The 24520-nt window shown below is 46.2% G+C and carries 28 protein-coding genes, 1 tRNA gene and 1 pseudogene; 22 read left to right on the forward strand and 8 right to left on the reverse strand.

Going from position 1 to position 24520, the window contains the following annotated elements; translation table 11 throughout:
- Positions 1-44: 44 nt before the first annotated feature.
- Positions 45-1469 (forward strand): four-carbon acid sugar kinase family protein, encoded by a 1425-nt coding sequence (locus MKY44_RS08440; RefSeq protein ID WP_341006759.1) that lies wholly within the window; start codon positions 45-47, stop codon positions 1467-1469.
- 92 nt (positions 1470-1561) lie between these two features.
- Positions 1562-2920: a GntP family permease gene (locus MKY44_RS08445; RefSeq protein ID WP_341006760.1), complete on the forward strand. Its 1359-nt coding sequence runs from the start codon at positions 1562-1564 to the stop codon at positions 2918-2920.
- Positions 2921-3058: 138 nt separating this feature from the next.
- On the opposite strand, the gene MKY44_RS08450 is transcribed toward MKY44_RS08445, so the two are convergent.
- Positions 3059-3937: an SDR family NAD(P)-dependent oxidoreductase gene (locus tag MKY44_RS08450; protein WP_341006761.1), complete on the reverse strand. Its 879-nt coding sequence runs from the start codon at positions 3935-3937 to the stop codon at positions 3059-3061.
- A 169-nt stretch (positions 3938-4106) separates the two neighbouring features.
- On the opposite strand from MKY44_RS08450, the gene MKY44_RS08455 reads away from it, so the two are divergent.
- A complete protein-coding gene (locus MKY44_RS08455; protein ID WP_445670642.1) occupies positions 4107-4544 on the forward strand; it encodes a MerR family transcriptional regulator in 438 nt (145 codons plus the stop codon).
- Positions 4545-4608: 64 nt separating this feature from the next.
- On the opposite strand, the gene MKY44_RS08460 is transcribed toward MKY44_RS08455, so the two are convergent.
- Positions 4609-5544 carry an AraC family transcriptional regulator gene (locus MKY44_RS08460; protein WP_341006762.1) on the reverse strand — a complete coding sequence of 312 codons (936 nt, stop codon included), beginning with the start codon at positions 5542-5544 and terminating at the stop codon, positions 4609-4611.
- Positions 5545-5703: 159 nt separating this feature from the next.
- Here MKY44_RS08460 and MKY44_RS08465 point away from each other — a divergent pair, with 159 nt between their 5' ends.
- From MKY44_RS08465 to MKY44_RS08485, 5 genes are all read left to right on the forward strand, one after another.
- The gene (locus tag MKY44_RS08465; protein WP_218034846.1) at positions 5704-5979 is read left to right on the forward strand and encodes an Atu4866 domain-containing protein; all 276 of its coding nucleotides are present in this window, start codon (positions 5704-5706) and stop codon (positions 5977-5979) included.
- A gap of 24 nt (positions 5980-6003) precedes the next feature.
- The gene (locus tag MKY44_RS08470) at positions 6004-6741 is read left to right on the forward strand and encodes an SDR family oxidoreductase (protein WP_100529278.1); all 738 of its coding nucleotides are present in this window, start codon (positions 6004-6006) and stop codon (positions 6739-6741) included.
- 59 nt (positions 6742-6800) lie between these two features.
- Positions 6801-7703: a LysR family transcriptional regulator gene (locus MKY44_RS08475; protein WP_341006763.1), complete on the forward strand. Its 903-nt coding sequence runs from the start codon at positions 6801-6803 to the stop codon at positions 7701-7703.
- A gap of 160 nt (positions 7704-7863) precedes the next feature.
- On the forward strand, positions 7864-8601 hold the full coding sequence (locus MKY44_RS08480; protein WP_341006764.1) for a spermidine synthase: 738 nt from the start codon (positions 7864-7866) through the stop codon (positions 8599-8601).
- A gap of 366 nt (positions 8602-8967) precedes the next feature.
- Positions 8968-10383 carry a sensor domain-containing diguanylate cyclase gene (locus MKY44_RS08485; RefSeq protein ID WP_445670643.1) on the forward strand — a complete coding sequence of 472 codons (1416 nt, stop codon included), beginning with the start codon at positions 8968-8970 and terminating at the stop codon, positions 10381-10383.
- Between the two features lie 50 nt (positions 10384-10433).
- Here MKY44_RS08485 and MKY44_RS08490 read toward each other — a convergent pair whose 3' ends face one another.
- The 3 genes from MKY44_RS08490 to MKY44_RS08500 form a co-directional block, all read right to left on the reverse strand.
- Positions 10434-10796 carry a winged helix-turn-helix transcriptional regulator gene (locus tag MKY44_RS08490; RefSeq protein WP_074094421.1) on the reverse strand — a complete coding sequence of 121 codons (363 nt, stop codon included), beginning with the start codon at positions 10794-10796 and terminating at the stop codon, positions 10434-10436.
- A 219-nt stretch (positions 10797-11015) separates the two neighbouring features.
- Entirely contained in the window at positions 11016-11411 is a 396-nt protein-coding gene (locus tag MKY44_RS08495; protein ID WP_341006766.1) for a DoxX family protein, read from the reverse strand.
- Between the two features lie 54 nt (positions 11412-11465).
- Entirely contained in the window at positions 11466-12458 is a 993-nt protein-coding gene (locus MKY44_RS08500) for a Gfo/Idh/MocA family protein (RefSeq protein WP_341006767.1), read from the reverse strand.
- 225 nt (positions 12459-12683) lie between these two features.
- Here MKY44_RS08500 and MKY44_RS08505 point away from each other — a divergent pair.
- Positions 12684-12767: transfer RNA gene (locus MKY44_RS08505), tRNA-Leu, on the forward strand.
- 106 nt (positions 12768-12873) lie between these two features.
- On the opposite strand, the gene MKY44_RS08510 is transcribed toward MKY44_RS08505, so the two are convergent.
- Positions 12874-13059 (reverse strand): hypothetical protein, encoded by a 186-nt coding sequence (locus tag MKY44_RS08510; RefSeq protein ID WP_036609735.1) that lies wholly within the window; start codon positions 13057-13059, stop codon positions 12874-12876.
- A gap of 158 nt (positions 13060-13217) precedes the next feature.
- Here MKY44_RS08510 and MKY44_RS08515 point away from each other — a divergent pair, with 158 nt between their 5' ends.
- Entirely contained in the window at positions 13218-14372 is a 1155-nt protein-coding gene (locus MKY44_RS08515; RefSeq protein ID WP_341006768.1) for a sn-glycerol-1-phosphate dehydrogenase, read from the forward strand.
- A gap of 222 nt (positions 14373-14594) precedes the next feature.
- Here MKY44_RS08515 and MKY44_RS08520 read toward each other — a convergent pair whose 3' ends face one another.
- Positions 14595-15191, reverse strand: coding sequence for a helix-turn-helix domain-containing protein (locus MKY44_RS08520; protein WP_017689431.1), 597 nt, complete (start codon positions 15189-15191; stop codon positions 14595-14597).
- A gap of 448 nt (positions 15192-15639) precedes the next feature.
- On the opposite strand from MKY44_RS08520, the pseudogene MKY44_RS08525 reads away from it, so the two are divergent.
- The 10 genes and pseudogenes from MKY44_RS08525 to MKY44_RS08570 form a co-directional block, all read left to right on the forward strand.
- Positions 15640-16023 (forward strand): annotated as a pseudogene (locus tag MKY44_RS08525) (phage holin family protein); the annotation flags it as partial.
- Between the two features lie 285 nt (positions 16024-16308).
- A complete protein-coding gene (locus MKY44_RS08530; RefSeq protein WP_017689429.1) occupies positions 16309-16596 on the forward strand; it encodes a Dabb family protein in 288 nt (95 codons plus the stop codon).
- A gap of 173 nt (positions 16597-16769) precedes the next feature.
- On the forward strand, positions 16770-17231 hold the full coding sequence (locus MKY44_RS08535; protein ID WP_341006769.1) for a DUF86 domain-containing protein: 462 nt from the start codon (positions 16770-16772) through the stop codon (positions 17229-17231).
- 10 nt (positions 17232-17241) lie between these two features.
- On the forward strand, positions 17242-18156 hold the full coding sequence (locus tag MKY44_RS08540; protein WP_341006770.1) for a DUF4261 domain-containing protein: 915 nt from the start codon (positions 17242-17244) through the stop codon (positions 18154-18156).
- 183 nt (positions 18157-18339) lie between these two features.
- On the forward strand, positions 18340-18717 hold the full coding sequence (locus MKY44_RS08545; RefSeq protein WP_017689426.1) for a YtxH domain-containing protein: 378 nt from the start codon (positions 18340-18342) through the stop codon (positions 18715-18717).
- A 219-nt stretch (positions 18718-18936) separates the two neighbouring features.
- Positions 18937-19746 carry a glutamate racemase gene (gene racE / locus MKY44_RS08550; protein WP_036610949.1) on the forward strand — a complete coding sequence of 270 codons (810 nt, stop codon included), beginning with the start codon at positions 18937-18939 and terminating at the stop codon, positions 19744-19746.
- A 228-nt stretch (positions 19747-19974) separates the two neighbouring features.
- On the forward strand, positions 19975-21186 hold the full coding sequence (locus tag MKY44_RS08555; protein WP_341006771.1) for a M14 family metallopeptidase: 1212 nt from the start codon (positions 19975-19977) through the stop codon (positions 21184-21186).
- 198 nt (positions 21187-21384) lie between these two features.
- The gene (locus MKY44_RS08560) at positions 21385-21642 is read left to right on the forward strand and encodes a hypothetical protein (RefSeq protein WP_017689423.1); all 258 of its coding nucleotides are present in this window, start codon (positions 21385-21387) and stop codon (positions 21640-21642) included.
- Between the two features lie 142 nt (positions 21643-21784).
- Complete coding sequence (locus MKY44_RS08565) at positions 21785-22087, forward strand: heme biosynthesis protein HemY (RefSeq protein ID WP_036670085.1); 303 nt, start codon at positions 21785-21787, stop codon at positions 22085-22087.
- 21 nt (positions 22088-22108) lie between these two features.
- Positions 22109-22330 carry a DUF1450 domain-containing protein gene (locus MKY44_RS08570; RefSeq protein WP_091032287.1) on the forward strand — a complete coding sequence of 74 codons (222 nt, stop codon included), beginning with the start codon at positions 22109-22111 and terminating at the stop codon, positions 22328-22330.
- 101 nt (positions 22331-22431) lie between these two features.
- On the opposite strand, the gene MKY44_RS08575 is transcribed toward MKY44_RS08570, so the two are convergent.
- Complete coding sequence (locus MKY44_RS08575; RefSeq protein WP_341006772.1) at positions 22432-22830, reverse strand: hypothetical protein; 399 nt, start codon at positions 22828-22830, stop codon at positions 22432-22434.
- 150 nt (positions 22831-22980) lie between these two features.
- On the opposite strand from MKY44_RS08575, the gene MKY44_RS08580 reads away from it, so the two are divergent.
- On the forward strand, positions 22981-23262 hold the full coding sequence (locus MKY44_RS08580) for a hypothetical protein (protein ID WP_036609724.1): 282 nt from the start codon (positions 22981-22983) through the stop codon (positions 23260-23262).
- A 173-nt stretch (positions 23263-23435) separates the two neighbouring features.
- Complete coding sequence (locus MKY44_RS08585) at positions 23436-24266, forward strand: aldo/keto reductase (protein WP_341006773.1); 831 nt, start codon at positions 23436-23438, stop codon at positions 24264-24266.
- Positions 24267-24520: the final 254 nt, after the last annotated feature.

Here is a 24520-nt window from a genome sequence, read left to right on the forward strand (position 1 = left end):
TAGATATAGATATAGATATAGATATAGATATGAGGTGGAGAGACATGACCTATCAGACGTTATCGGATATCCCCGCAGCTCTTCGGACGGACAACTCTTCTGAAGGATTGCGAGGACAGATTAAACAATTGCAGGATGCGAGGGCACGCAAAATTATCGTGCTGGATGATGACCCAACTGGTGTACAGACGGTTCATGATATTGATGTGTTGACGCAGTGGGACAAGCCACTGTTGCAGGAGGCATTTCGATCCTCTGAATCGTTATTCTATATTTTGACCAATACACGAGGGCTGGATGCAGATTCAGCGGAACGTATTAATCGGGAGATTGCCCGCAATGTGCAAGAGGTTGCAGCAGAGGAAGGAACGAGTTTCACCTTTGTGAGTCGTAGTGACTCCATGCTACGTGGGTATTATCCGCTGGAGACGGATGTGCTAGCCGAAGAAGTGGCGCGTGTCAGCGGACGTGCATATGACGGACAACTGATCATTCCGGCCTTTTTCGAGGCAGGACGGGTTACGATAGGCAATACGCATTATATGGTTGAGGGCGAACAGTTGATTCCAGTTCATGAGACGGAATTTGCCAAGGATAAAGTATTTGGGTATGAGCATGGAGATCTGCCATCGTGGGTAGAGGAGAAGACTTCAGGCCGTATTAAGGCTAGTCGCTGCCTTACCATTTCACTGGAGGAAATCCGTCAAGGAGTCGATGTAGTCAAAGCGATTTTGCTAAAAGCCGAAGACAATGTACCGATTATCGTGAATGCGCTCTCTTATGCAGACATGGATGTACTTTCTCTGGCTTTGCTGCAAGCAGAGGATAAGGGGAAAGCTTTTATTTTTCGGACGGCGGCCTCCTTTGTCAAATCGTATGCGGGCATCTCGGATCAGGCATTTCTGCCGAAAGAACAGCTGATCGCAAGCGGACAGGAACAACATGGCGGCATCGTTGTTGTTGGTTCCTATGTGCAGAAGACGACTCGTCAACTGGAACACCTGCTTACGTTTCCGGGCATCATAAGTCTGGAGATCGATGTGGAGCGTGTATTAACGCCGGATGGATATACGGAGGAAATTCAACGTGTGATTGGTGAAGCGAACAGGCAGCTTGCGGAGGGCAACAATGTTGTTGTATATAGCAGCCGTAAGCTCATCACCGTCGAAGGACATGAGGGTAATTTCAAGATCAGCCAGACGGTATCGTCAGCTTTGGTCGAGATTGTGCAATCCCTTGAAGTTGTACCAAAATTCATTATTGCCAAAGGTGGCATTACATCCAGTGATGTGGCAACAAAAGGTCTGGCCATACGCAAAGCAAGGGTGCTCGGTCAAGTGGCAGCGGGCATTCCGGTATGGTTGACAGGGGAAGAAGCCAAATTCAGTGGTATCCCATATATCGTGTTTCCAGGGAATGTTGGCGGGGAACGTGCGCTACTGGAGACGGTAGAGAAGATCGAAGCTTAAGCTTAATACGAAAGCGCGCAGTGTCCAGGTCGTTTGGGCCAGAGTAATACCGCGTGCTGACACAACATAACAACTTGGGGGAGGCTATTCGGATGTATTCCGTATTCGGTCTTAGTCATGATGCAAGTCTGCTGCTCTACGCACTGATATCCATTCTTGGATTGATTCTGTTGATTGCCAAATTTAAAATGAACCCGTTTGTTGCCCTAATCGTGGGTGCTGTCTTTATGGGATTGATCTCGGGGATGCCGTTCACGGGTATCGTGAAATCCTATCAGGAAGGTGTTGCAAGCGTTCTCGGATTCATCGCGATTGTTTTGGGGCTCGGAACGATGCTCGGGAAACTTATGGCCGAGTCTGGTGGGGCCGAACGAATAGCCCAGACACTCGTTCGTGTCTTCGGGGAGAAGAACGTACACTGGGCGATGATGGTTGTTGCGCTGATCTGTGGTATTCCGGTATTTATCCAGGTTGGGATCGTGCTACTCTTCCCGCTGGTATTTGTTATTGCGAAGCATACAGGGACGTCGCTGATCAAAATCGGACTTTCACTTGTCGCGGGTCTTGCCGTGGTACACAGTCTGATTCCGCCTCATCCGGCGGCGATGCTCGCTGTAGGAATCTTCAATGCGGATGTTGGTAAAACGATATTCCTGGCTCTGATTGTATCCCTTCCAGCCGCAGCGATTGCAGGTCCGCTCTATGGAACATGGATTTCCAAGCGAATCAAAGTCGAGACTTCAAGTGAGCTAATGGAACAGTTCACCGAGACGAAAGATCGGGAACTGCCTGGTTTCGGTATCACGCTCTTTACGATCTTGCTTCCGGTGATTCTGATGTTGCTCGCTACGATTGTGGATCTGATTCTACCAGAGACAAACGGATTCCGTCAGGTCGTTGATTTCATTGGTAGTCCGATTATTGCACTGCTGCTTGCTCTGCTCTTTTCCTTTTATTCTTTTGGATATGCACGTGGTTTCAGCAAACAGCAGATATTGAAATATACAAATGATTGCCTGGGCCCAGTTGCTTCCATCATCTTGCTGATCGGTGCAGGCGGCGGATTCAACCGTATCCTGACAGACAGCGGTGTAGGTGACGCGATAGCGGGTTTTGCCCAAAGTGCGCATCTGTCGCCACTCGTGCTGGCCTTTGTTATTGCCGGATTGATTCGTGCGGCGGTAGGTTCAGCTACGGTGGCGATGACAACAGCGGCGGGCATTGTGGCTCCAATCGCCATGACGATGCCCGGTGTAAGCCCTGAATTGCTGGTGCTCGCAACGGGAGCAGGTTCGATTATTTTGTCCCATGTGAATGATTCGGGATTCTGGATTGTCAAAGAGTATTTGAATCTGTCTGTGCCGCAGACACTTAAGACATGGACGGTCATGGAGACCATTCTCGGATTTGCCGCCTTTGGCATGGTGTTATTGTTGAGTGTCTTTATCTAACTGAAAAGAAACGTTAGGTGGACTTTGTGACAATGAAGAAATGCCCATAATACCAATAAAGCTCATAATGCCCATAAACCTAAAAACACGCCGCTTTGGCGTGTTTTTGTTATCTTTACTACTCACGATCCGTCATGATTAAGATAGATTGGTTGCAGGCTTTCCCGACTGCGTTGTACGGAAACGCTGCTCGTAAATCTCGTTTACCCGCTTTAAAACAGCAGGACCTTGCTCTGTGAAGCGAAGCGCTGTCGCTTTATTTTTAACCAGAAATGTACCTGATTCGTGTCTGGTTGGGGATAAGGCCGCATTGTAGAGCAGCGAAGCGCCATGGCTTGGATGAGGAAAGAACCATTTCATGATAGGTTTGATATAGAAGGGCAGGCCGGATGTTTTGTTGCCCCTTAGTGTATTATTTCCACCGGGATCTACGCTTAGTAATTGTATACCATCCGCTTTGTCAGACTTGGCAACCTCGCGTGTCCATAGGGATAAGCCGAGCTTCGAGGTGGCATAAGGACCAAACAGTTTTTTGAATTCGGCTGGACGTTCCAGGATGTTCAGATTAAATTGTCTGACCATATTGAACGAGGTGGTGGAAGTATTAATAACTGTTTTCATCTGTCCTTTGAGTAATAGCTCAACTAATTCCATGTAGATGATGTAAGGGACTACCGTCTGAAGTTCAAAGTGCAGTTCATGCCCCTGATCAGAGAAACGAAGCTCTGAAGCGCTGCCTCCGGCATTGTTAAACAAGACATCGATTGAATCGGTATCGGATTTAATCTGATCTAGTGCAGTTCTCAGACTGTCGTAGTTGGTCAGGTTAGCCTGAACCCAACGGAGCTGGCCTGAACGTAAGGCGTTCTGAATATCGGTATCCTCGGATGGGAAAGCAGAACGGTTGAGACCGATTACCTGCCATCCTTCAGCCAGTAACTTGCGTGTCAGTTCAAGACCAATTCCTGACGTTGACCCTGTGATGAGAGCGGTGCGAAGCTGATTTTGTATGTTCATATATACCTCCAGATAGAATGGGATTACAGAACGAATCTGTATGCTGCGCTCATTCTATAACTTGGAGTCGACTCCAAGTCAAGGGGTGTTGGGATTGAATGGATTATGCTTGACTTGGAGTCAGCTCCAAGTTGTAATATGGAGAGAAATGAATGTGGAGGAGGCCCATATGATGAGTGAGAATGAAGTATTCTCCATTAAAGAAACGTCAGAACAGGCCGGATTATCGGAAGATACAATTCGTTATTATGAGAAGATTGGGCTGCTTCCCCGTGCTGAACGCAAAGCCAATCGCCATCGGGTATATCGCTCGGAGGATATTCATACGATGAAGTTGATCACTTGCCTGAAAAAAACAGGAATGTCTCTGGAGGAAATGAAGCCTTATTTACAAATGTCCATGGATTCCGATCTCGCCGATTTCCCTGATGAACGGGAGATGCTGGTGAGTCACCGGAAGAAAGTTGAAGCACAGATTGCTTCGCTACAGCAGGTGGTTGATTTTATCGACGAGAAGTTGGAGAAACGAAGTATGTATCCTGATGAATGTCCTATTACCGGGGAGGACCAGATGTCTGTTTTTGAAAAACAGAACCTATTCTCTTGATGGCACTGCTGCCTATTTGAATTCGAAAACCCACGTCATGATGACGCGGGTCTTTTTGCTGTTTCTAGTATTTAATATCGAGTGTATGACGAAGTCGTTTGATATCGCTTTTGGGAGGGAGACCATACATGCGGGCATACTCCCGGCTGAATTGAGACGGACTTTCATAGCCAACCTGGAACGCAGCATTGGCGGCATCGGTTGAACCTGCAAGCAGCATTCGCCGGGCTTCATGCAATCGAATTTGTTTCTGGAATTGCAAAGGGCTCATGGCGGTAATCGCTTTGAAATGATGATGTAATGAGGAAGAACTCATGTTGATCATGGCAGCAAGTTGCTCAATCCGAAGTGGCTTGGCGTAATCGGATTGGATGACTTCGATCACCTGGGCGATGTGCTGTGCATGGCTGTCCTGAATCGCAAACTGCTTGATGGAATGTCCATGTTCATCCTGAATAATACGATATAGAATCTCGCGGATAAACAGAGGGGCAAGGACGGGAATGTCTTCAGGTGTATCCAGCAGCCGAACCAATCGGATCACAGCTTCAAGAAGGGAAGGTTTGGTTGAGCTAACAAACAATCCTCTTTGTGTTGAATGGTCAGGTTTGGGTTGTGCAGAAGGGGTATCCTGAATCAGATCGAAAATCTGCCCTGAATCAAAATCCAGTCGAATACATAGATAGGGATGTTCGGTTGTAGCCTGTACAACCTGCCCTGAAATAGGCAAGTTTACGGAAGCTACCAAATATTGTGACAGGTCGTAGGTGTAGCTCTCGCGGCCGAGTATAACTAATTTGGAACCTTGGGCGACAATGCAGAGGGAAGGCTGATAAACGGAATATATGGGTTGTGAGATCTCGGAGGCACGGATTAAGGCAAGGGATGGAATTGCTGTTGGATGTATCCCGTCACTTGGGGTGAAATGCTCAATAAGTTGAGCCAATTGTTGCTGCTGCTCCGTGATGCCCGTATCCGTTTCATTTGTTTTGATAAGCATGAATTACAACCCCCTTGTAAACCACTATTACTATTATTTTAAAACGCGCTGGAGGAATAGGCAAGAATACTGCGGAATTTTTCTATCGTACAACGACTGATCCTCTACATAATGGAGATAAGCAACGGAATCTTATGAAGCAGAGAGGAGTGAGAAACAATGGAGCGCAATTCAATGGGCGACCAACAAGAACCAAAACACCCGTATGTGGGGATGTGGGTCACGAAGGATGGATATATCAGACACGAACTTCTTCCTTGTGGTAGATATGATGAAGCGAGAGGAGATCGGCAAAGTGCCTATCAGGGTCGCTATGTTGTTCATGGGAAACATATAGAATACGTGGATGATACGGGATTTACAGCGGATGGAGACTTCAGGGACGGCGTTTTGTATCATGCAGGCATGGTTTTGTATAGAGAAAATGTACAATAAAAACCAAATAAGGAGCGATATAATATGTCCAATGTAAAAGGGAAAGTTGTTGTCATTACCGGTGCGAGTAGTGGAATTGGCGAGTCAACAGCTCGATTGCTTGCACAGCATGGAGCACATGTAGTTATTGGAGCTAGACGTATGGAACGTTTGGAGGCATTGGCCTCCTCCATTCGTTTGGAAGGTGGATCTGTGGAGTATCATTCGCTGGATGTTACCAGATTGGAAGAGATGCAAACCATCGTTGACCTCGCTCAAACTCGCTATGGACGTGTCGATGTTATTTTAAATAACGCTGGAGTTATGCCGCTATCTCCCCTTGAATCGTTAAAAGTAGATGAGTGGAATCGTATGATAGATGTTAACATTCGTGGGGTTCTGCATGGCATTGCAGCTGGACTGCCTGTCATGAAAAAGCAGGGTTTTGGCCAGTTTATTAATATCGCCTCTATTGGAGCCTATGCCGTGTCACCAACGGCTGCGGTGTATTGTGCAACCAAATACGCGGTCCGCGCCATCTCGGAAGGATTGCGACAGGAGGTAGGCGGAGATATCCGTGTAACCCTTGTATCGCCGGGCGTGACGGAATCGGAACTCGCGGATACGATTTCTGATGAAGAAGCACGTGATCTCATGAAAGAGTATCGGCGCATATCCATTCCTGCCTCGGCGATTGCGCAAAGTATCTTGTTCGCCATTAGCCAGCCGGCAGAGGTGGATGTAAATGAGATTGTAGTGAGACCGACAGCAAGCATGGCTTAAGTTCGGATCCTCTTTTGGTATATAATAGATTCAATTGATACGAAAAGAGGAATAGTGCAGTGACATTACAACAACTAAAATATGTGATCGAAGTTGCCACGCGCGGTTCCATGAATGAAGCAGCCAAAAGGTTGTTTATCTCGCAACCCAGCCTTTCGAATGCCATTCGGGATCTGGAGCAGGAGTTGCGAATTACTATTTTTGAACGTACCAATAAGGGAATATCTCTGTCTAAAGAAGGCGTTGAGTTTCTGAGTTATGCGCGTCAGGTGGTAGAACAAGCTGAATTGCTGGAGAATCGTTATCTGAACGCCAAGCCATCCCCGCAGCACTTTTCTGTATCGACGCAGCATTATGCGTTTGCAGTGAATGCTTTTGTTCGTCTGGTACAGCAGTATGGTCAGGATGAATACGAGTTGGCGCTTCGGGAGACAAAGACCTACGAGATTATTCAGGACGTGAAAAGCCTGCGTAGTGAAATTGGCATCCTGTATCTGAATGAGTTCAATGCGAAGGTGATTAACAAATTGTTAAAAGATGCGGGGTTGGTTTTCACGAGTTTGTTCATAGCCAAGCCCCATATCTTTATCAGTGTGAAGAACCCGCTGGCGAAGCAAGAGTCGGTTGCAATCGAGCAACTGCAGGATTATCCGTACTTGTCATTTGATCAGGGAGAGTACAATTCCTTTCATTTTTCCGAAGAAATCCTGAGTACGTTATCTCACCCCAAAAGCATACAGGTCAATGACCGCGCAACATTGTTTAACCTGTTGATTGGTCTGAATGGTTATACGATCTCTACGGGTGTACTTAGCGCTGATCTGAATGGAGACGAGATCATTCCTGTACCGCTGGAATGTGAGGAATCCATTAATGTAGGGTGGATAAGCCACAAGAGCACTTCTCTCTCTAATCTGGGTGTAGCATATGTCCAGGCTCTGCATGAGGCCATAGGGTCTTAGTGGTGTTGAATGGTTCATCAAAAGGCCGTTTCCGTATGAGTCGGAACGGTTTTTTTGTTGTACTATGATCTTTAAAGTATAGGGTGGTATGTTGTCATCCCGTGTAATAGAATGAAGGTATATGTCGAATGTGTGCAAGAGATCGAAGGGAGAACGGTTAGTGAGAGTTCTGTATCGGAATAAAAGTGAACAGCATGAGCTGACGGTATATGATACCAAAAAGCTTTATGGAGAAAAGGGCCAGTTTCGTGTATTAGAATTCTCCAACGCAGCTGTGCAGGGCGCCATGGATCTGGATGAGCCTGCCCGGATGGTGTTGGAGTATCCAAGAGCGATGGTGCATCTTATGGAAACTAATGATCCTGAGTTTGATACCGTATTTATGGTGGGACATGGTATTGGCACATTGCCAACCTACTTGTCTGATCGTCAGGTAAAGGTGGCTGAGCTTGACGCAGAGGTCGTGGAGTTGAGCCGGACCTTTTTTGGATATGAGGGAAGTCCTGTGCTCATTGGGGATGGTCGTGAATTATTAGGCCAGGAACCCGCTGCGACATATGATTATATTGTTATTGATGCCTTTACGGCAACGGGTACACCCGAGCAGTTTATATCCAGTGATTTTTTTGCCATGGTCAAGGACAAGCTGGACTCGGACGGAGCTGTCATCCTTAATGTGTTCGGGCGTGCGGGCAACGATCGACTTGTCAATGCGATCTATACGACACTTCAGGCACAGTTTGCTTATACACGTGCGTTCGCATTACCTACAGAAACAGCGGATGAAGTTCAAAATCGCATTTTAATGGGTAGTCATCACCCGATCGAATTTCAGGTTCGTCAGATGGCAGGGTTTGTTGAACAAGAGCCAGAAGAAGGATATATCATTGTCGATTAGGGCGATTCTGAACAGTGATTCTTCCAGGGAAAGTAAAATGTCATTAAATCGTCAATCTTACGATGTAATTGTTAAGATTTCTCAGTCTCTTTATTTGATCTTAACAACTTTCGTATAAGATAGAAGGAATATGCTTTTTCATGAAAATCCGGGGGAAGTAAAACGATGATTGCACAGATCAAGAGATCTAGATTACGAAGAAAAATAAAAAACATCAAGAAGATTAGCCTCACGGCTTTACTCGGCGGGTTGGTCACTATTTCAGTTTTAATGACATTGACCCTCATGGTTATCTCATCTTATACATCTCAGAAACAGTCACTCATTGATAACACCCTGTCCCTAAACTATGCAAGCGCTGTGCAAATGAGCCAAACGCTGGATTCGCTTTTTTATTCCATGCAGGAGAGCTTGAAATATGCAGCCACATATTTCCCGGATATGGATCACTCCAATACAAAAGAGTTGAATTCCACATTGGATTTGGTTCGCAATAGCAGTAATTTCTTCAATTCCGTTTCTTTGGTAAATAAAGAGGGAGTAATCAGGTCTACCTCACCGTACTCACAGGCTAGTGTAGGTCACCATGTTAGTTCCAATGCAGCAAAAGAAGCGGTTAAATTGAGGGCTTCGTATATCTCCGAAGCGTACCAGACACCCAGAACCAAACGCAGAATTGTATTTGTCAGTGAACCGATCTTTGATTCGGCAGGGGAGTACCAAGGAACAATCGGTGGAAATATCTTTTTGCAGGAAAATAATATATTGAGTCTGTCTTTTGGCAGTCAGCTCAAGACAAGTAATGGTTCCTACTTTTTTATTGTGGATAAGAAGGGCACTTTGTTATTTCACCCAAACACCAATCGAATTGGTGAAAATGTCAGTAAAAATGAAGTGGTGCAAAAGCTGCTAGTAAACAAGCACGGTAAAGAACAATACAAAAATCTGGCAGGTGTGGATTCGCTTGCAGGTTATTACAAAGTTCCATCAACAGATTGGGGCGTCGTAATCGTGTCTCCAACCCAAACGGTGTACGATCAGTTGAATCATCATATCCGTATGTTGTTGCTGTACACCTCAGTGCCTTTCCTGATCCTGACCCTTATTGTGGTTCGGGTTGCACGCAAGCTGGCCAGTCCTTTTGCTATGCTGGCTGATTTGGTGAATCAGGTCGATAAGGGACAAGTGGATCTGCCTGTGATGAAACCTCACTGGAATAGAGAGGCAGACCTTCTCACAAGAGCGGTTGTTGGCGCATTGGCGAACTTTAGGAAACAGACTAACCAGCTTGTCTATGATGCCAGAACAGATGTGTTAACAGGCATGAACAATCGTAGAACCTTCGAAGAAGTCATCCAGGAATGGATTCAGGATGACGTGCCGTTCTCCATTATTGTTCTGGATATTGACCGCTTCAAGTCCATTAATGATACATTCGGGCATCATGCTGGGGATGAAGTATTGAAACATATTGCCAATATCATTCAATTGTCTGTTCGAACAGAAGATGTCTGCGCCAGGTTTGGTGGAGAGGAATTTGTAGTCTTGTTAAGAAATTCCGAGTCTAACGTGGCTTTTGAGATTGCTGAACGTATCCGAATAACGGTCGAAGAAAGCATATTGCCTATAGATCGTTCCGTCACCATCTCGGCTGGAATTGCTGAATATCCGAAGCACTCCACAACATCCACAGAACTGTTTCACTTGGCGGATAATGCATTGTATCAAGCGAAGGAAGAGGGACGTAACCGTACGGTTACGATCCAGACGGTTATCAAATAAGCAAGCAAAGAAGCTGTTCCCTAAAAACCAGGGCCAGCTTCTTTTGTGTTTTATACCTCTTGTGAGGATCTGGCCAGAACCTCATTTGTATACGTTTCTCCCCAATCTCGCATGCTGAAGATGATCGGCCGTAACGTTTCACCAAATGGTGTGAGGGAATACTCCACTTTAGGTGGGATCTGGGGGTATATTTCACGATGGACAATTCCGCTTCCTTCCAACTCTCGAAGTTGCAGGGTGAGCATACGCTGGGTGATGTCAGGAAACAATTTTCGGAGCTCGTTAAATCTCAAAGGACCGGAGAATAAATGATACAAAATGGCACCTTTCCATTTGCCTCCGATCACACTGAGGGTAACTTCCACGGAACAGCCGTATGGCGCGGGACATAGCTTGGTTGCGTCCTTTTTCATTATAAGTACACCTCCACTTTCCGGTGATTTTCTATGGTATCTATTTGGGTGGTTATATTACATAAAGTACGTATAGTTCATGAAAGAGCATATCACTTATGATGCAGATTATAAACCCTAATTCTAGGCTCAGGCAGATGCGATGATGTCTATAAGAAAAAAAAGAGCCCCGGTTTCGTCTTGCGAAACATTGAGGCTCCATGTGATGAATTTTGTACATTATATCAGGGCATCGAGGGAGTATGCACCGGCTCCTGCGAGAGCAACACCAAGTAATGATCCGATCATCACAAGGTTATATTCGAATCCTCCGTTCAGATTCCATAGACCTTTATCGGCATGCACCTTGGCTATGGCTACAATCATCGGAAGAATGAGCAGAACGGCACCAACGATAATCCATAGACCGACTCCAAAAAGGAATCCACCGATCAGTTCAGCAAGTCCGGCACACACTGCCAAGGCTCTAGCCGGTTTCAGGCCAATCGCTCCGAAGAATTCAGCCGTCCCTGATATACCCTCGCCTCCAAACCAGCCAAACAGTTTCTTACATGCATGTCCAATCATAATGAAACCAATCACGAGACGAATGATAAGTAGACCTGTGTCCAACATGAGATTAGTTCCTCTTCTCTGGATGTATAAAATATGATCATGAGCGTATATACGCTACTTCAGTGACGATAGAATGGAGTCACATAGAGCCATCGTTGCAATATTATCCTTGGCGCTGGAATGTGGGACAGTCTGATTCTGGCAACACGCGATGAAGTGCGCCATTTCACCAACAAACCCGCGTAGATAAAGGTCGCGATAAGCTCCTGACATGGGAGACCCGGAAGGTGTATATACGGTATCTTGCTCCTCGAGAGATTTCCAGGGAGGGCTGGTCGAGCTTCGGGATTGATGAACAGTAAGTGTGTTGATCTCTTCAGCTGACGCAAATCCGTTGTCAAAGGTGACGAGTACATTTTCACTCTCCCGTGACCAAGCACTCATGCCGGTAAAATAAGCGCTGCCTACTACGTTATTCTCAAATACAAGGGAAATGCTTTGATTAATGTGTCCCCCATCCTTCACGGTTGTGCCTGTAACTCGTATTACTTCCCCGAATAAGTAACGCATCAGATCGACCATATGAATGGCAGCGAGCTTCATGAACTGTTCCTCATCCTTGCAAAATGGGGTACTGTCTACAGCGAATTTCATCTGGAATGAACGTACCTTACCTAGCGAACCACTATCAATTAGCTCCTTCAGCTTCATGTATACGGGGGCATAACGTTTCATAAAACCGACCATGACAACGACGCCAGCCTGCTCGGCAGCTTCTGCTACAGTGGCGGCTTCCGCTGTGTTCCATCCGAGCGGCTTATCCACGTATACATTCTTGCCAGCCCGAATGCATTCGAGAACAAGAGCGGTCTGATCTACAGGCTGGGCGACCACAACGACTCCGTCACAGATTTCCTGCTGCAACATAAGCTGAGCATTGTCATACGCTTGTCCGTTGCTGCCAAATCGTAGCAGAGCTGCTTCAGAGCGTTCCATACTGCGTGTGGCAATGGCCTGGATCTGCGCTCCGGCTTCAACAACAGAAGGGTAAATATTCGTGGATGCATGAAACCCGGCACCGATAAAGCACAGATGGGTTGTTTTCAAGGTGGATCTCTCCTTCATTTTTGCATTCTTATGGATGGTATATTTGTTGTTTAATGCTACGATAGGGTGTTTGAAGTTGAGAAAAAAGGACATATGTCCTTTTTTTGAATGAATAAAAAAGAAGTTGCATTTTTATTTTGGAGCATGTATACTCTGAATTACGGTAAAACAAGGAATTGTTTCACCGGAACGCTTTTCATCGATGGATGAGGAGATACATATTATGCGGTCGTGGCGGAATTGGCAGACGCGCACGGTTCAGGTCCGTGTGGGCTAACCCCCGTGGAGGTTCGAGTCCTCTCGACCGCATCTAACAAAAAAAGGTTCGTGAGTTGCTCTAGGGCAACTCACGAACCTTTTTTTATTTTGTGGATCATTCGTGTGAAGCCTACATTTTGCTACCAGCATGCTAATGCTAATGTTGCCGCTGGCGCAGAATGACTGCCGTGATGATCCCGGCAATGGCTCCTGCAATACCAAATAGCGTTACACTGGCAACCACTTCAACCGACTGGAGACGAAACAAAAAAGCGATACCGCTGCCAAAAGTGGTTCCGGCGAGAAAACCGAGCGAAATTCCTAATTCTTTTGTTAATTTCATTGCTTCACCTACTTGGAAATGTGAGATATGGATTTGCAAATATTGGGTACAGGCAGTAAAGTGTGATCAGGAAAATCATCACATTTTATTTCCTTTTTTATCTTGTGGTTTTAACCCGTTAATTATGCATGATATCTCATATGGGAGGGTAAGAGCGAATGAATATGAACGAACGAATTGCAGCATGGAATAAGGAAGCACAGCAGTGTGCTTGCGGTCATCAACACCGGGTGGTGGATATGCTGATACATCTGGAAGCTGGGGCCATTCAGAGGTTACCGGGTTATTTGTCTGAGCAAGGATACCATCAGGTGACGATTATTTATGATCAACATACGTTTCGGGCCGCCGGATCTGATGTGCTGAGTAGTATTCGCGAAGCGGGAATGCATGTGGATGAGATCGCTCTGCCGGAGAATCGGACGGGGGATATCATTGCGGATGAAGCGGCTATTGTACAGGTCATGTTGGGTGTGAATCTGGAAAGTCAGGCTGTTATTGCGGTGGGTTCAGGTACCATTCATGATCTGGTGAGATTTGTTTGTTCCAAAATGAACAAGCCCTTTTTGTCGATACCGACAGCGGCTTCAGTGGATGGGTTTACCTCTGCGGGTGCACCCTTAATTGTAAGCGGAATCAAACAGACATTTCAGGCTGTTCCGCCTGAAGCCATCTTTGCCGATCTGGATATTCTGGAGCAAGCCCCACAAGTGATGACGGCTGCCGGATTCGGAGATATGCTTGGTAAATATACTTCGCTTGCAGACTGGATTGTTTCCCGTGAACTGGGCGGAGAACCGTTCTGTCCAGTTGCTTATCGGATGACAGAAGAAGCGCTGAATACCTGCATAGATCATGTACAAGCGATTGCGGAGGGGCGAGCAGAGGGAGTAGCTGTATTAATGGACGCATTAATTGTTTCCGGTATCTCCATGCTGATCATTGACCATTCCCGTCCGGCATCCGGAGGTGAGCATCATCTATCCCACATCTTGGAGATGGATCTGATGCAAGCGGGAGAAAGACCGGTTCTGCATGGTGCCAAAGTTGGCGTAGCTTGTGCATTGCTTACGGTGAAATATAAAGAACTTGCACAGACATCGGGTGAACCGGTGTTTGGGATATATGACCAATTGCCAGAGGCTTCTCAGCTCATCGCATGGTTGGAACAAGTAGGTGGCCCTGTGACTACTGAGCAACTCGGTGTAACACCGGAGATGGTGGAACATGCATTCAACACAGCGCATACGCTTCGTCCTCGATATACCGGATTGAGATATATTAATGAAGTGTTAAACACGAGGTTAGGATGACCTTTTAGAGAGAATGGTCTCGATGAAATGCATAAACTTAGCTTGTAGCGGGCTGTGATGGCTCTCCTTGGGAGCAAAAGGCGAAAAAGGGTAGGTTATCTGACATTTCTGATGGAATAGCCAGAACAGTGCTTCAAGTCCGAGAGAGAAGGCATGCATTTTATTTTAAAAAAGGCTCTGGCCTCCCTATGGGGAGATCAGAGCCTTTTGACTGTTCGCTTATTAGTTGTTGCGACGATCTTTCAAGATGACATCTGCGAACAAAATAGTTTTCGGGATACGGAAAAATTGCTCCGCTTGTTCCTGAAATGCAGCAGAAGGCAGTGTTCCCTGATGCAGCCATTTGCGGAAAGTGCCGGGATGAACCCCGATCCAGTGGCTGACATCTGTCACCGACAGATCATGGACCATACACAAGCCTGTCAAAATACGGTTACTAACCGGAGAACGGGTCACCGTACGCTTCATGAAGCGAGATGACTCGGGTTGACATATGACAGGGCTATTACGCACAACTTCTTCATTGAAGAGAATATGACGCGGGTAGCCGAGTAGTTGGCAAGTCTTGTCCAAATTGGTACTGCCGGGTATCCGTCCTTCATATACCCACGCACTGACACTGCGTGAAGAGATGGAGAGGTCTTCAGCAAGCTGGGACAACTTGATATCATTGGCCATCAGCACGGCAAGAAGAACACGATTGCGGATTTGACAGCGTGTCGGTTTTCGGAATCGTTTAACACGGACGCCTTTTCCCAAGTATTTACGGTTGATCAGAGACCACGCCTGGATGGAATGTTGTTCTGGTTGATTAGGCATATTTCCTCCGATTTTTTTTAACCAAATACTACAATAAACAACGGGGTACTTTCAAGTGCCGGGATTACCGGTTACAAATGCGTCAATGCGTGAATTCACGATAAAGAGGGAACTACGAACTAGACCATGCGCAATTCACATCCTAGTATATTCCTAGATTACAATGTTTCACTAAAAATGAGGGGAGAAATTGAACAGGAATAAAAATAATATAGTTCTAATTACTTATTATTAGGTCTAAAGAACTTTTATCTGTTTTTTGTTGATATGATGCGGTTTATTTCCCTGAATTCCCCAAAAGCATGTGATTTTCGCTCCCTTGTTGCGAAGAGGATGTGCACAAATCTGAAATGATAAATCCGCATGTTCAGCATGACATGTGACCTGTCAAATCTCTTACTTTTACATATATTGTATGATACTCAAGTGTAAAGGAGAGGTGAGGAACGTGCATCTATCTGTGAATACCTTTGCTGTCATCTCGGGAGCATTTGTTACGTTTGCTTTTGGCGGATGGGATCAATTGCTGAGCCTGCTCGCGGTCGCGATGGCTGTGGATTATATAACAGGTTTGGCAGCGGCGGTAAGAACAGGTACCGGGTTGAATAGCAACATTGGATTCTGGGGGATTGCTCGCAAAGGGCTCATGCTGACCGTTGTTTTGCTTGCTCATCGAATTGATCTGATCATGGGAACCGATTTTATCAAAGGCGGAGCTATTTATTTCTATCTGGTGAATGAACTCATTTCGATTACCGAGAATTATGCCAAAATCGGTCTTCCATTGCCTGCAAAGCTCAGACAGGCCATTGCAGTGTTGAAGAAACAGGAAGATCAGGAGGATCTGATGAATCGTGAATGGGCCAAACCACAGCAAACTCCAGACAACATCAAACAGCAAGCTGAAACAGGACAAACTCTGCAGGATGAATCCGCGAAACAGACGGAGGATGGAACGCAAAAGAAATCCGAATCGAAAGGAAACGGTTCGGATTAGTTTTTCTTATCAAGAGAACGTTTCCAAGTATCCTTTCGTAATAGAGAACGTTATGATATATTTTGGATACATGAAAATTCATTCATTTCTACTATTATATTAAACGAGGTGTTTGCCCAGATGATAAAACATATTGTCCTGTTCAAAATGAAAGATCGCTCAGCAGAAAGTATTGAAGCTGCAGCTCAGGTGCTTCGCAATCTGGAAGGTAAAATTGATGTCTTGGTTTCACTTGAAATCGGGATTGATGTGCTTCGCTCGGAGAGATCGTTCGACATTTCACTCACAGCGGAGTTTGCGTCACTGGAGGATCTCCAGGCGTATCAGGTACACCCGCTTCATCAGGAAGTTATCAAGTACATGAACGAAGTCAGAGAACAGTCAATTGCAGTGGACTACGAAATCTGATCTGTCATTCAAACTACGTTGAGATAAAGGGGACTCTGCATGAGCGATTTAAGAGACGTTATGGAATTTCTATATATTTTTGTTGTGTTTCTAATCGCTTGTCCTGTGATGATATTCTGGCTTAAGCGAAGAGGGAAACGGAACCGATAACTCACTGAACGGGAAGTGAACGAATGTATTATGTGAACAGAGAACAGATTGCCCGCCGGCTTGCTGCTGTACCGGAAGTAGCTGAAGGGCTTCGCGGGGCAGCAGAAGCTTGGGATGGCAGTCTCATGCTGGGGATGGTACAGGAACGTTGTCTTCACCTGGCGATCGAAATTGTTACCGATGTGGGAAGTTATCTGATAGACGGCTTCATCATGAGAGATGCGAGCAGTTATGATGATATTATTCAGATTAATTATGAAGAAAAGGTTTTTGATAATCCGACCTATGAGATATTGCGTCAGCTTGTCACGTTACGCAAGCCACTGGTGCAGGATTATTTCACTTGGGAGCGGTCTGAGCTCCATCCACTTAGCGTAGAGTTGCCGAGTATACTTGAACATTTTACTACTCAGGTTAGCGCCTACGTGGAAAAAGAACTTGGTCCTTTCAATACGGCACAGGCCGAGGGACAGCGTAAGGAATGAGGGAAATCGCATGACAAATGAATCAAAAGAATTCAATGAAGTAAATACTGAAAGTAACGAAACAAATGAAACACCTTCCGGATTCCATCCGGTGTATATGGTTGAACTTTTGTTCCGGGAACGTCCAGAGGTGGATCGCCTGCGTTTGCAGGAAGCGATGATTCGTCATACAGGACAAGTCCGACTGGATGTGAAACAAGAAAGCGGAGGGCAAAAGCATGAGATGCTTGTCTTCTATCATCTGGACCATAAGGTATCCTTCCAGGAAGGGGATATCCCTGCTCAGACTTGCATGCTTCCTGTGAATGAAATCGCAGATCGTGCTCGCTTTGGCGGTGCTCTGCAACAAGCATGGCATTGGCCGGATGCAGGACAAGCTGTGGAAGCTGCGCGTTACTCCATTCGGATACATGATATGTTCACCGCTGCCATGCCTCGCAAACAGCGCTTGGAGCTGTTTCAGAAGACTGTACTGGCAATCATGGAAAGTTTGACCTGTGATGCGCTGTATTGGTATGGCAGTGACAAGCTGGTTGAACCGGAAGCATATACGCAAGCTCAGGAACGTGAGGAACATCTGTATGCAGCCATGAACGTTCGAATGTATCAAGCCGGAGGTACAGAGGAACAGCGCGGGTTGGTCATGGATACCGTGGGATTATCTGCGCTGGGTGTACCTGATGTCCAGTGTCACTTCGTCGGTCTTGATCCCGATACGGTTGCTCAGACCTTACTGGGTGCAGCGTATTACATATTTGATCAGGGGGATGTTCTGCAAGATGGACAGACGCTGGGTTCTTCAGGTGGACGTCGCTGGCGTTGTGAACATCAGGCGGCATTGATTGCACCTGGACGATATGTGATTGATTTGGACCCGGGGGATGAGCATGCCGCGGCTGATCTCGAGCCGGCTCGTCAGAACTGAGTTAGCCGAGTCATTTGCATCCATTCAAAAAGGGCGTTCAGATTATTTTTAACATCTGGAGTGTCAAGTCAAGCCTGTGCTGCTTATAATGCATCAACAGAGTAGGCATTCGCCCGGATGGCTGAGCGACAGACCGTTGCTTCTGATCCGGTACTTAAACAATAGTAAAGGGAGAGATGTGACGTGAAGGATTCTAACAAAAGTTTGTTGTGGGGAGCTCTTATTGGCTCCGTGGTTGGTTCAGTAACGGCATTATTGCTGGCGCCGAAATCGGGACGTGAACTTCGTCAGGATATTACAGAAGGTGCTCGTCAGGTATCGGAGAAAGGTCAGGAACTGGCTGGTATCGTGGGAGAACAAAGTTCGCAGATCGTATCCAAAGTTAAAGAGACCGCAGATGTCGTGATTCAGGATATTCAATCCTGGCGCAATTGCGCTGAAGGGAAAGAAATTCGCATATCGGCAGCCATTGTTGATAATGATATCGATAAAACAGTGGATGAACCCGGAATTGACATCGTAGCGAAGCTTCCTGCGGATGAGTCCAAGGACGACAACTAAGCAAAGCTTGATAAGCAGGCTTTCCTCTGATTAGAGGAGAGCCTGCTTTGTTGCGTGTCCACACATAGATGACGTAGCGCGTGGATTTAATTTGAACCCTGCGATGAAATCGGGTAAGATGTAGGTACCTTTTTGCCGGAATGTTCATACGGTAGGAAGAAAGCTCTGAGAAACAATCGTTTTGAGAACCAATTCAATGAAGAAGGAAGCGGTGTGTTCGTGCAGCAAGCAATCGCTATATTAGACTCCGGTGTGGGGGGATTGACCGTCGCCAAGGAAGTGATGCGTCAGCTCCCGCGGGAAAAGATCATTTATTTTGGGGATACTGCCCGGACACCGTACGGACCCCGTTCGTCCGAACAAGTAAAACAATTTACGGAACAAATCGTTGATTTCTTGATCCAATTCGATCCGAAGGTTATCGTTATCGCCTGTAACACAGCAACAGCAGCCGCGTTGGAGTATATCCGTGCCAAGGTGAATATGCCTGTCATTGGTGTTATACATCCGGGTGCGCGGGCCGCAATCACAGCGACACGTACAGGACGTATTGGTGTGATTGGTACCACGGGTACCATAGGTAGTGGGGCTTATACATCGGCACTCAAGCAGTTGTCCCCCTATATTGATGTGGTCAGTCAGGCTTGTCCGGCGCTGGTGCCGTTGGTGGAACAAGGTGAATTTCGTTCCGAGCACACGACACATACGGTGGAACAATCATTGGGCGAGATCAAACAACAGCCAATCGATTGTCTTATTCTGGGTTGTACGCATTATCCCTTTCTCATGGACACGATTCAGGAAGTTATGGGACAGGAAGTGAAGTTAATCAGTTCAGCAGATGAAACGGCACGTGAAATCAGTACGATTTTATATGACAAACGAAAGCTGGCCAGTGGGGATGAGACTCCGGTGCATCAATTTTTCTGCACGGGTGACCCGAGAATGTTCCAGAATATCACCCGTCGATGGTTGGGGGAGCAGATTTCCAAGACCCCTGTTGTCTGGCAGGTAACGCAATTATCATAGTTATATTCAAAATATGCATGAATAAGACTTTTAATTAATGTAATTTGGTTGTGGACTATCCCGGAACTGTGAGGTTCCGGGATTTTTTGTCGTCATTATGCATTAACAGGAGATAAACATGATTCTTGTCACATGACGGACAACCTGACCTGCATACATATGTTACAGACACGAAATCGGTCAGAACTGGACAGGAGACCTGTCTTTTCCTGTGGAAAGGAGAACAACATGGATCTACAGTGGATTATTGTTCAACGGGGAGATACGTTGCCGCGAATTGCGTCAGCACACCATATGACCAAAGAGTTCCTTGCTGCACTAAACCCGGAAGTGGCTTCCCAGCCATACTTGCTGGCAGGTCAGATGCTACGTATTGTCCCCGGGACGGGTCGCAGATACGCTGTACCGCCTGGAGAACGTGTAGGGGAGATTGCAGGGAGATTTGGTCTGGACGAAGAGGTGTTGCGCCAGGCCAATCCCGAAATTACCAATATAACCGACTGGGTTGGTCGCTGTATTCATATTCCGGCTTCGAATGGAAAAACTATTGTAAAGATTCAGGGAGAGTATGGTTATCGAGAATTAATCAGGGATATAGACAAGCTGGAGAATCAATACCCGTTTATTGAAACGGGGTCCATTGGAACAAGTGTCATGGGGAAGGCGCTGCCTTATTTGCGTATTGGGCAAGGGTCGAGACATATCCATGTTAACGCTTCCATTCATGCGAACGAGTGGTTGACAACAGCGGTTCTGATGAAGTTTATCGAAGAGTACGCCGAGGCGTATAGTGCACATAGGACATGGCATCAATACCAGACAGAACGCTGGATGCAAGAGACGACACTTTGGGCCGTGCCGATGGTTAATCCAGACGGGGTCGAACTGGTTCAGGAAGGTGTGGTCAATCAGCACCCCCATGCACAGCAGTTGTTAGCCTGGAATGCCGACAGATCACATTTCACCCATTGGAAGGCCAACATCAGAGGGGTGGATCTGAATGATCAATTTCCAGCCCATTGGGATGAAGAGGCAGCGAGAAGAGGTATGACCTCACCTGGCCCCAGGGATTATGCGGGGACAGCGCCATTGACAGAACCGGAGGCACAGGCCCTTGCGCAGTGGACGCAGCAACATACATTTGATGCGGTTGTATCCCTGCATAGTCAGGGCCAGGAGATCTATTGGAACTACCGTGATCTGGAACCCAGGGAGAGTGGACCGCTGTCGCGTAGACTCGCCAAAGCTTCCGGGTACAAGGCGGTGAAGCTCGGTGGCAGTGATGCCGGATACAAGGACTGGTTTATTCAAGATTTCGGTAGACCGGGCTTCACGGTAGAAGTTGGATTGGGTGTTAATCCGCTTCCCGTAGAACAGTTTGATGATATTTGTATCGAAGTGGGAATGTTGCTGGCTGAACTGTTATCCAATGGACAATGAAGCAAGACCCCGAATTATGATGGTGTGAAACTTAACAGTAGATCATTCGTATAACAGGAACGGACGCTATGAGCGACGTTCCGTTTTTATTATTTTTTGATAATGGCATGTCACGTCATTCGTTCTGAATGGTTTTCGAACGGGTAATGATGAACGTGCCGTTTAGGCGACATATATTTATTATACGGAGGGATTCAAATGAAGTGGAGAAGACTGCTGTCGTTCAAACGATGGACACAAGTTTTCAAAAGGCTCCCCCGGCTGCTCCGGGCTCCGCAGATTCCTTTGGGAGAAAAGCTGTTGTTTATTATTCCAGCGCTGTTGTACTGGGTACTTCCTGACGTAATGCCCTTTATGCCCATCGATGATATCGGGGTCACTTTGATTCTGATGAACTGGTTTGTAAGCCGGGCAGAACGCAAATATCCTGTGCTTCAGGAAGGGGCTCCTTCTTAATTTGCGGCCCGATGGATCATTTTAACATTGAATTCGCATCAATGTTATTGCGAAGAGCGGTAACTTTCTTTACAATAGATGCTGTAGTTTAAGAATGCTGAAATTGTTGAAACCTGCAATTACAATATAGGAGATGAAGAGAATGAACTGCAAAATTACGCGTAATGCTGCTAAAGTATTGAAGCTTGAATTGGACAAGCCGGAGAACGAAGGAAAAAAACTGCGCGTTGTCATCACCCATGCACATGGTGACCATGCTCACTACGGGCTTGATCTCGACACACCAAAAGAAAATGATACGGTTGTATCTACCGATAAAGAGATTGATGTCATTCTTGCAAATGACCAGCCTTTGTTGAACGGTGTTAAAATTGACTACCTCTACTTCCCGGAAGAGGGATTTGTTATTACGAATCCATCCCAAGGTAATCACGGCGACCACTAAGGGCGCGAAGAAGGGGAACTCATGGCTAACGATATCCGTGTATGCGAAAAGTGTAATCATGTCCGACTGAAATCGATTGTGCCCAAGTTGCAAAAAATGGCTCCAGACACGGAGATCAAGATTGGGTGCAAATCCTATTGCGGTCCTTGCGCGAAACGTGCGTTTGTCTTTATCAACGGTCGGTACATCAGTGCGCCGACAGAAGAAGAAGTGCTCGTCAAAGTCGCAAAGTTCGTGAAGTAACAGGATATAACAAGGTGAGTGGAGAAAACTGTCCACACATCAGAAAGGAGGGGCTACGTGCCTCTCCTTTTTTTGCGTTTGGGTAGCAGTGAAAGGATGTGTTACTCCATAGCACCTTTGACCATTTCAGTAATTTGGAAGGTATCTTCTCGAATTTCAATGGCAATGACGGTAGTATCCTTTTTCAGAAAATGTACATGTCCCAGCCGTTTTTCCTCTAATTCCACCCATCCTGTATCCGCTAGCTTCTGAAAATAATCCATTGGCGGGTATAGTCCTTGCTCACCCCCAATATGTTTGAGTTCATACTTAGCACCTTTTTTAAGGTTGGGATCATCCGAATAAGCTATGTTTTCAACAAGCTTTGCATTGGTTGGAACCGGGATGTCTGGATTAATGGATGATTCTGTATATCCTTCTATCTCGTATGTTGCAGGAGCGCAGCCTTGTAACCAAATGAAGAAGGGCAGCATACAGAGTGTCAGTAATATTTTCTTCAAATGAATTCCTCCTGATTCGGCATGATTATCTAATTAACGTAGCGTAATCAACTAAAGTTACGATGAAAACACAAAAGAAGAATAAGGAAGGCTTGTGTTATCCATCCTAAAGGGGTAACAGGAACATGATAATCCCAAGGAGGAATACTCATGCCGAAGCGTTATGATTCCAGTTTGCAAGCCGATACCACCGTATCTCAGGCGCAAAATGCGGTGAACAAGCTTCATTATGCTGTATCTCAGGCCATGTCTCATCCGACGGCACAGACCATTGTACAGGCGGAACGACGTCTGGCACACACGGAGCAGGCGATGCGACAAGCAGAGCTTTCACTCGGAGGGCAAGGTGTTGAGTTGGCAGAGGAAATGTTCATCGAGGAGAAGAGAAGATTGAATTCAATCCAGAGTCAGCACGGTCAAGGGGATTTATAACGTTCCTGTCACATCAGAACCCGCAGGGCAGTAATGCTTTGCGGGTTTTTCATATCTTTTGCAAAGACTCTCGATTATGGGTTTACTCCGACAGTATGTCGAATGGTCGCTTAAAATTCTGTGAGAAGGTTAATAGAACAAGAGCAGGCAAAATTCCATACGGGAGGTACAGAATGACAAAACATATTACAGATTGTACGATTCTGAACAACGGAGTAACGATGCCATGGCTAGGATTTGGAACATATAAAGCAAAAGGTAAGGAAGTACAACAGGCGGTTGAGACCGCTTTGGAGGTTGGATATCGCAGTATTGATACCGCGTCCATCTATGGCAATGAGGAAGAAGTGGGACAAGCTATTGCAAGCAGTGGTGTTTCCCGTAACGAACTGTTTGTGACGACCAAGCTCTGGAATGAGGATCAGGGATTTGATTCAACGTTGAGAGCATTTGAAGCCAGTCAGAAGGCACTTGGATTGAATGTGATTGATCTTTATTTAATTCACTGGCCTGGCAGAGACCAGTATAAGGAGACGTGGAGAGCATTCGAACGTCTATATAGCGAAGGAAGTATTCGTGCGATTGGTGTGAGTAATTTTCAAGTTCACCATTTGCAAGATATCATAGATGAGTGCGGAACGGTGCCTGCGGTAAATCAGGTAGAGCTGCATCCGGGTCTGATCCAGCAGGAACTTCAGGATTTCTGCGGGGCGCAGGGAATTCAGCTGGAGGCATGGAGTCCTATTATGAAGGGCAAGCTGAACCAAGAGTCTACCCTCAAAGCGTTGGCCCAGAAATATGGGAAAACACCAGCACAGATTATTCTGCGCTGGGACATTCAGAATCAGATTGTGACGATTCCGAAGTCGGTTACCCCGGAGCGTATTCGTGAGAATGCGGACATCTTTGACTTTGAATTGACTCCGGATGAGTTGAGACAGATTGATGCACTGGATTCGGATAAGCGGACTGGACCACATCCGGATCAACTGTTCTGGGATTAAGTGGGTAGTCGCTAATTGAATATAATTGTTTGATGAACTACTGGTGGTTGTTCCGGTTACGGAATCGTTCTTTTGATCGCTGTTGTCTCCAAATTTTTTTGATTCCTCTTTTTAGAGGATAAAATTTGAAGACAAAGGCGAACGCTTCGCTTCTTCAGAATCGATTCCGTCCCCTCCACAGTAACTGTTCATCAAACACAAATTATACAATGAGCTAGAGTCGTGTGTAGTATATAAAAAAGCAGCAGGCTCGG

This window comes from Paenibacillus sp. FSL R7-0026, assembly GCF_038004485.1.
GTDB classification, from domain to species: Bacteria; Bacillota; Bacilli; order Paenibacillales; family Paenibacillaceae; genus Paenibacillus; species Paenibacillus xylanexedens_A.

Bases quoted from the DNA above. Each gene is read 5' to 3' on its own strand.
- MKY44_RS08440 (WP_341006759.1), top strand. From the start codon at position 45: ATGACCTATCAGACGTTATCGGATATCCCCGCAGCTCTTCGGACGGAC.
- MKY44_RS08445 (WP_341006760.1), top strand. From the start codon at position 1,562: ATGTATTCCGTATTCGGTCTTAGTCATGATGCAAGTCTGCTGCTCTAC.
- MKY44_RS08450 (WP_341006761.1), bottom strand. From the start codon at position 3,937: ATGAACATACAAAATCAGCTTCGCACCGCTCTCATCACAGGGTCAACG.
- MKY44_RS08455 (WP_445670642.1), top strand. From the start codon at position 4,107: ATGATGAGTGAGAATGAAGTATTCTCCATTAAAGAAACGTCAGAACAG.
- MKY44_RS08460 (WP_341006762.1), bottom strand. From the start codon at position 5,544: ATGCTTATCAAAACAAATGAAACGGATACGGGCATCACGGAGCAGCAG.
- MKY44_RS08465 (WP_218034846.1), top strand. From the start codon at position 5,704: ATGGAGCGCAATTCAATGGGCGACCAACAAGAACCAAAACACCCGTAT.
- MKY44_RS08470 (WP_100529278.1), top strand. From the start codon at position 6,004: ATGTCCAATGTAAAAGGGAAAGTTGTTGTCATTACCGGTGCGAGTAGT.
- MKY44_RS08485 (WP_445670643.1), top strand. From the start codon at position 8,968: ATGAGCCAAACGCTGGATTCGCTTTTTTATTCCATGCAGGAGAGCTTG.
- MKY44_RS08490 (WP_074094421.1), bottom strand. From the start codon at position 10,796: ATGAAAAAGGACGCAACCAAGCTATGTCCCGCGCCATACGGCTGTTCC.
- MKY44_RS08495 (WP_341006766.1), bottom strand. From the start codon at position 11,411: ATGTTGGACACAGGTCTACTTATCATTCGTCTCGTGATTGGTTTCATT.
- MKY44_RS08510 (WP_036609735.1), bottom strand. From the start codon at position 13,059: ATGAAATTAACAAAAGAATTAGGAATTTCGCTCGGTTTTCTCGCCGGA.
- MKY44_RS08515 (WP_341006768.1), top strand. From the start codon at position 13,218: ATGAATATGAACGAACGAATTGCAGCATGGAATAAGGAAGCACAGCAG.
- MKY44_RS08520 (WP_017689431.1), bottom strand. From the start codon at position 15,191: ATGCCTAATCAACCAGAACAACATTCCATCCAGGCGTGGTCTCTGATC.
- MKY44_RS08530 (WP_017689429.1), top strand. From the start codon at position 16,309: ATGATAAAACATATTGTCCTGTTCAAAATGAAAGATCGCTCAGCAGAA.
- MKY44_RS08535 (WP_341006769.1), top strand. From the start codon at position 16,770: ATGTATTATGTGAACAGAGAACAGATTGCCCGCCGGCTTGCTGCTGTA.
- MKY44_RS08540 (WP_341006770.1), top strand. From the start codon at position 17,242: ATGACAAATGAATCAAAAGAATTCAATGAAGTAAATACTGAAAGTAAC.
- MKY44_RS08555 (WP_341006771.1), top strand. From the start codon at position 19,975: ATGGATCTACAGTGGATTATTGTTCAACGGGGAGATACGTTGCCGCGA.
- MKY44_RS08560 (WP_017689423.1), top strand. From the start codon at position 21,385: ATGAAGTGGAGAAGACTGCTGTCGTTCAAACGATGGACACAAGTTTTC.
- MKY44_RS08565 (WP_036670085.1), top strand. From the start codon at position 21,785: ATGAACTGCAAAATTACGCGTAATGCTGCTAAAGTATTGAAGCTTGAA.
- MKY44_RS08570 (WP_091032287.1), top strand. From the start codon at position 22,109: ATGGCTAACGATATCCGTGTATGCGAAAAGTGTAATCATGTCCGACTG.
- MKY44_RS08580 (WP_036609724.1), top strand. From the start codon at position 22,981: ATGCCGAAGCGTTATGATTCCAGTTTGCAAGCCGATACCACCGTATCT.
- MKY44_RS08585 (WP_341006773.1), top strand. From the start codon at position 23,436: ATGACAAAACATATTACAGATTGTACGATTCTGAACAACGGAGTAACG.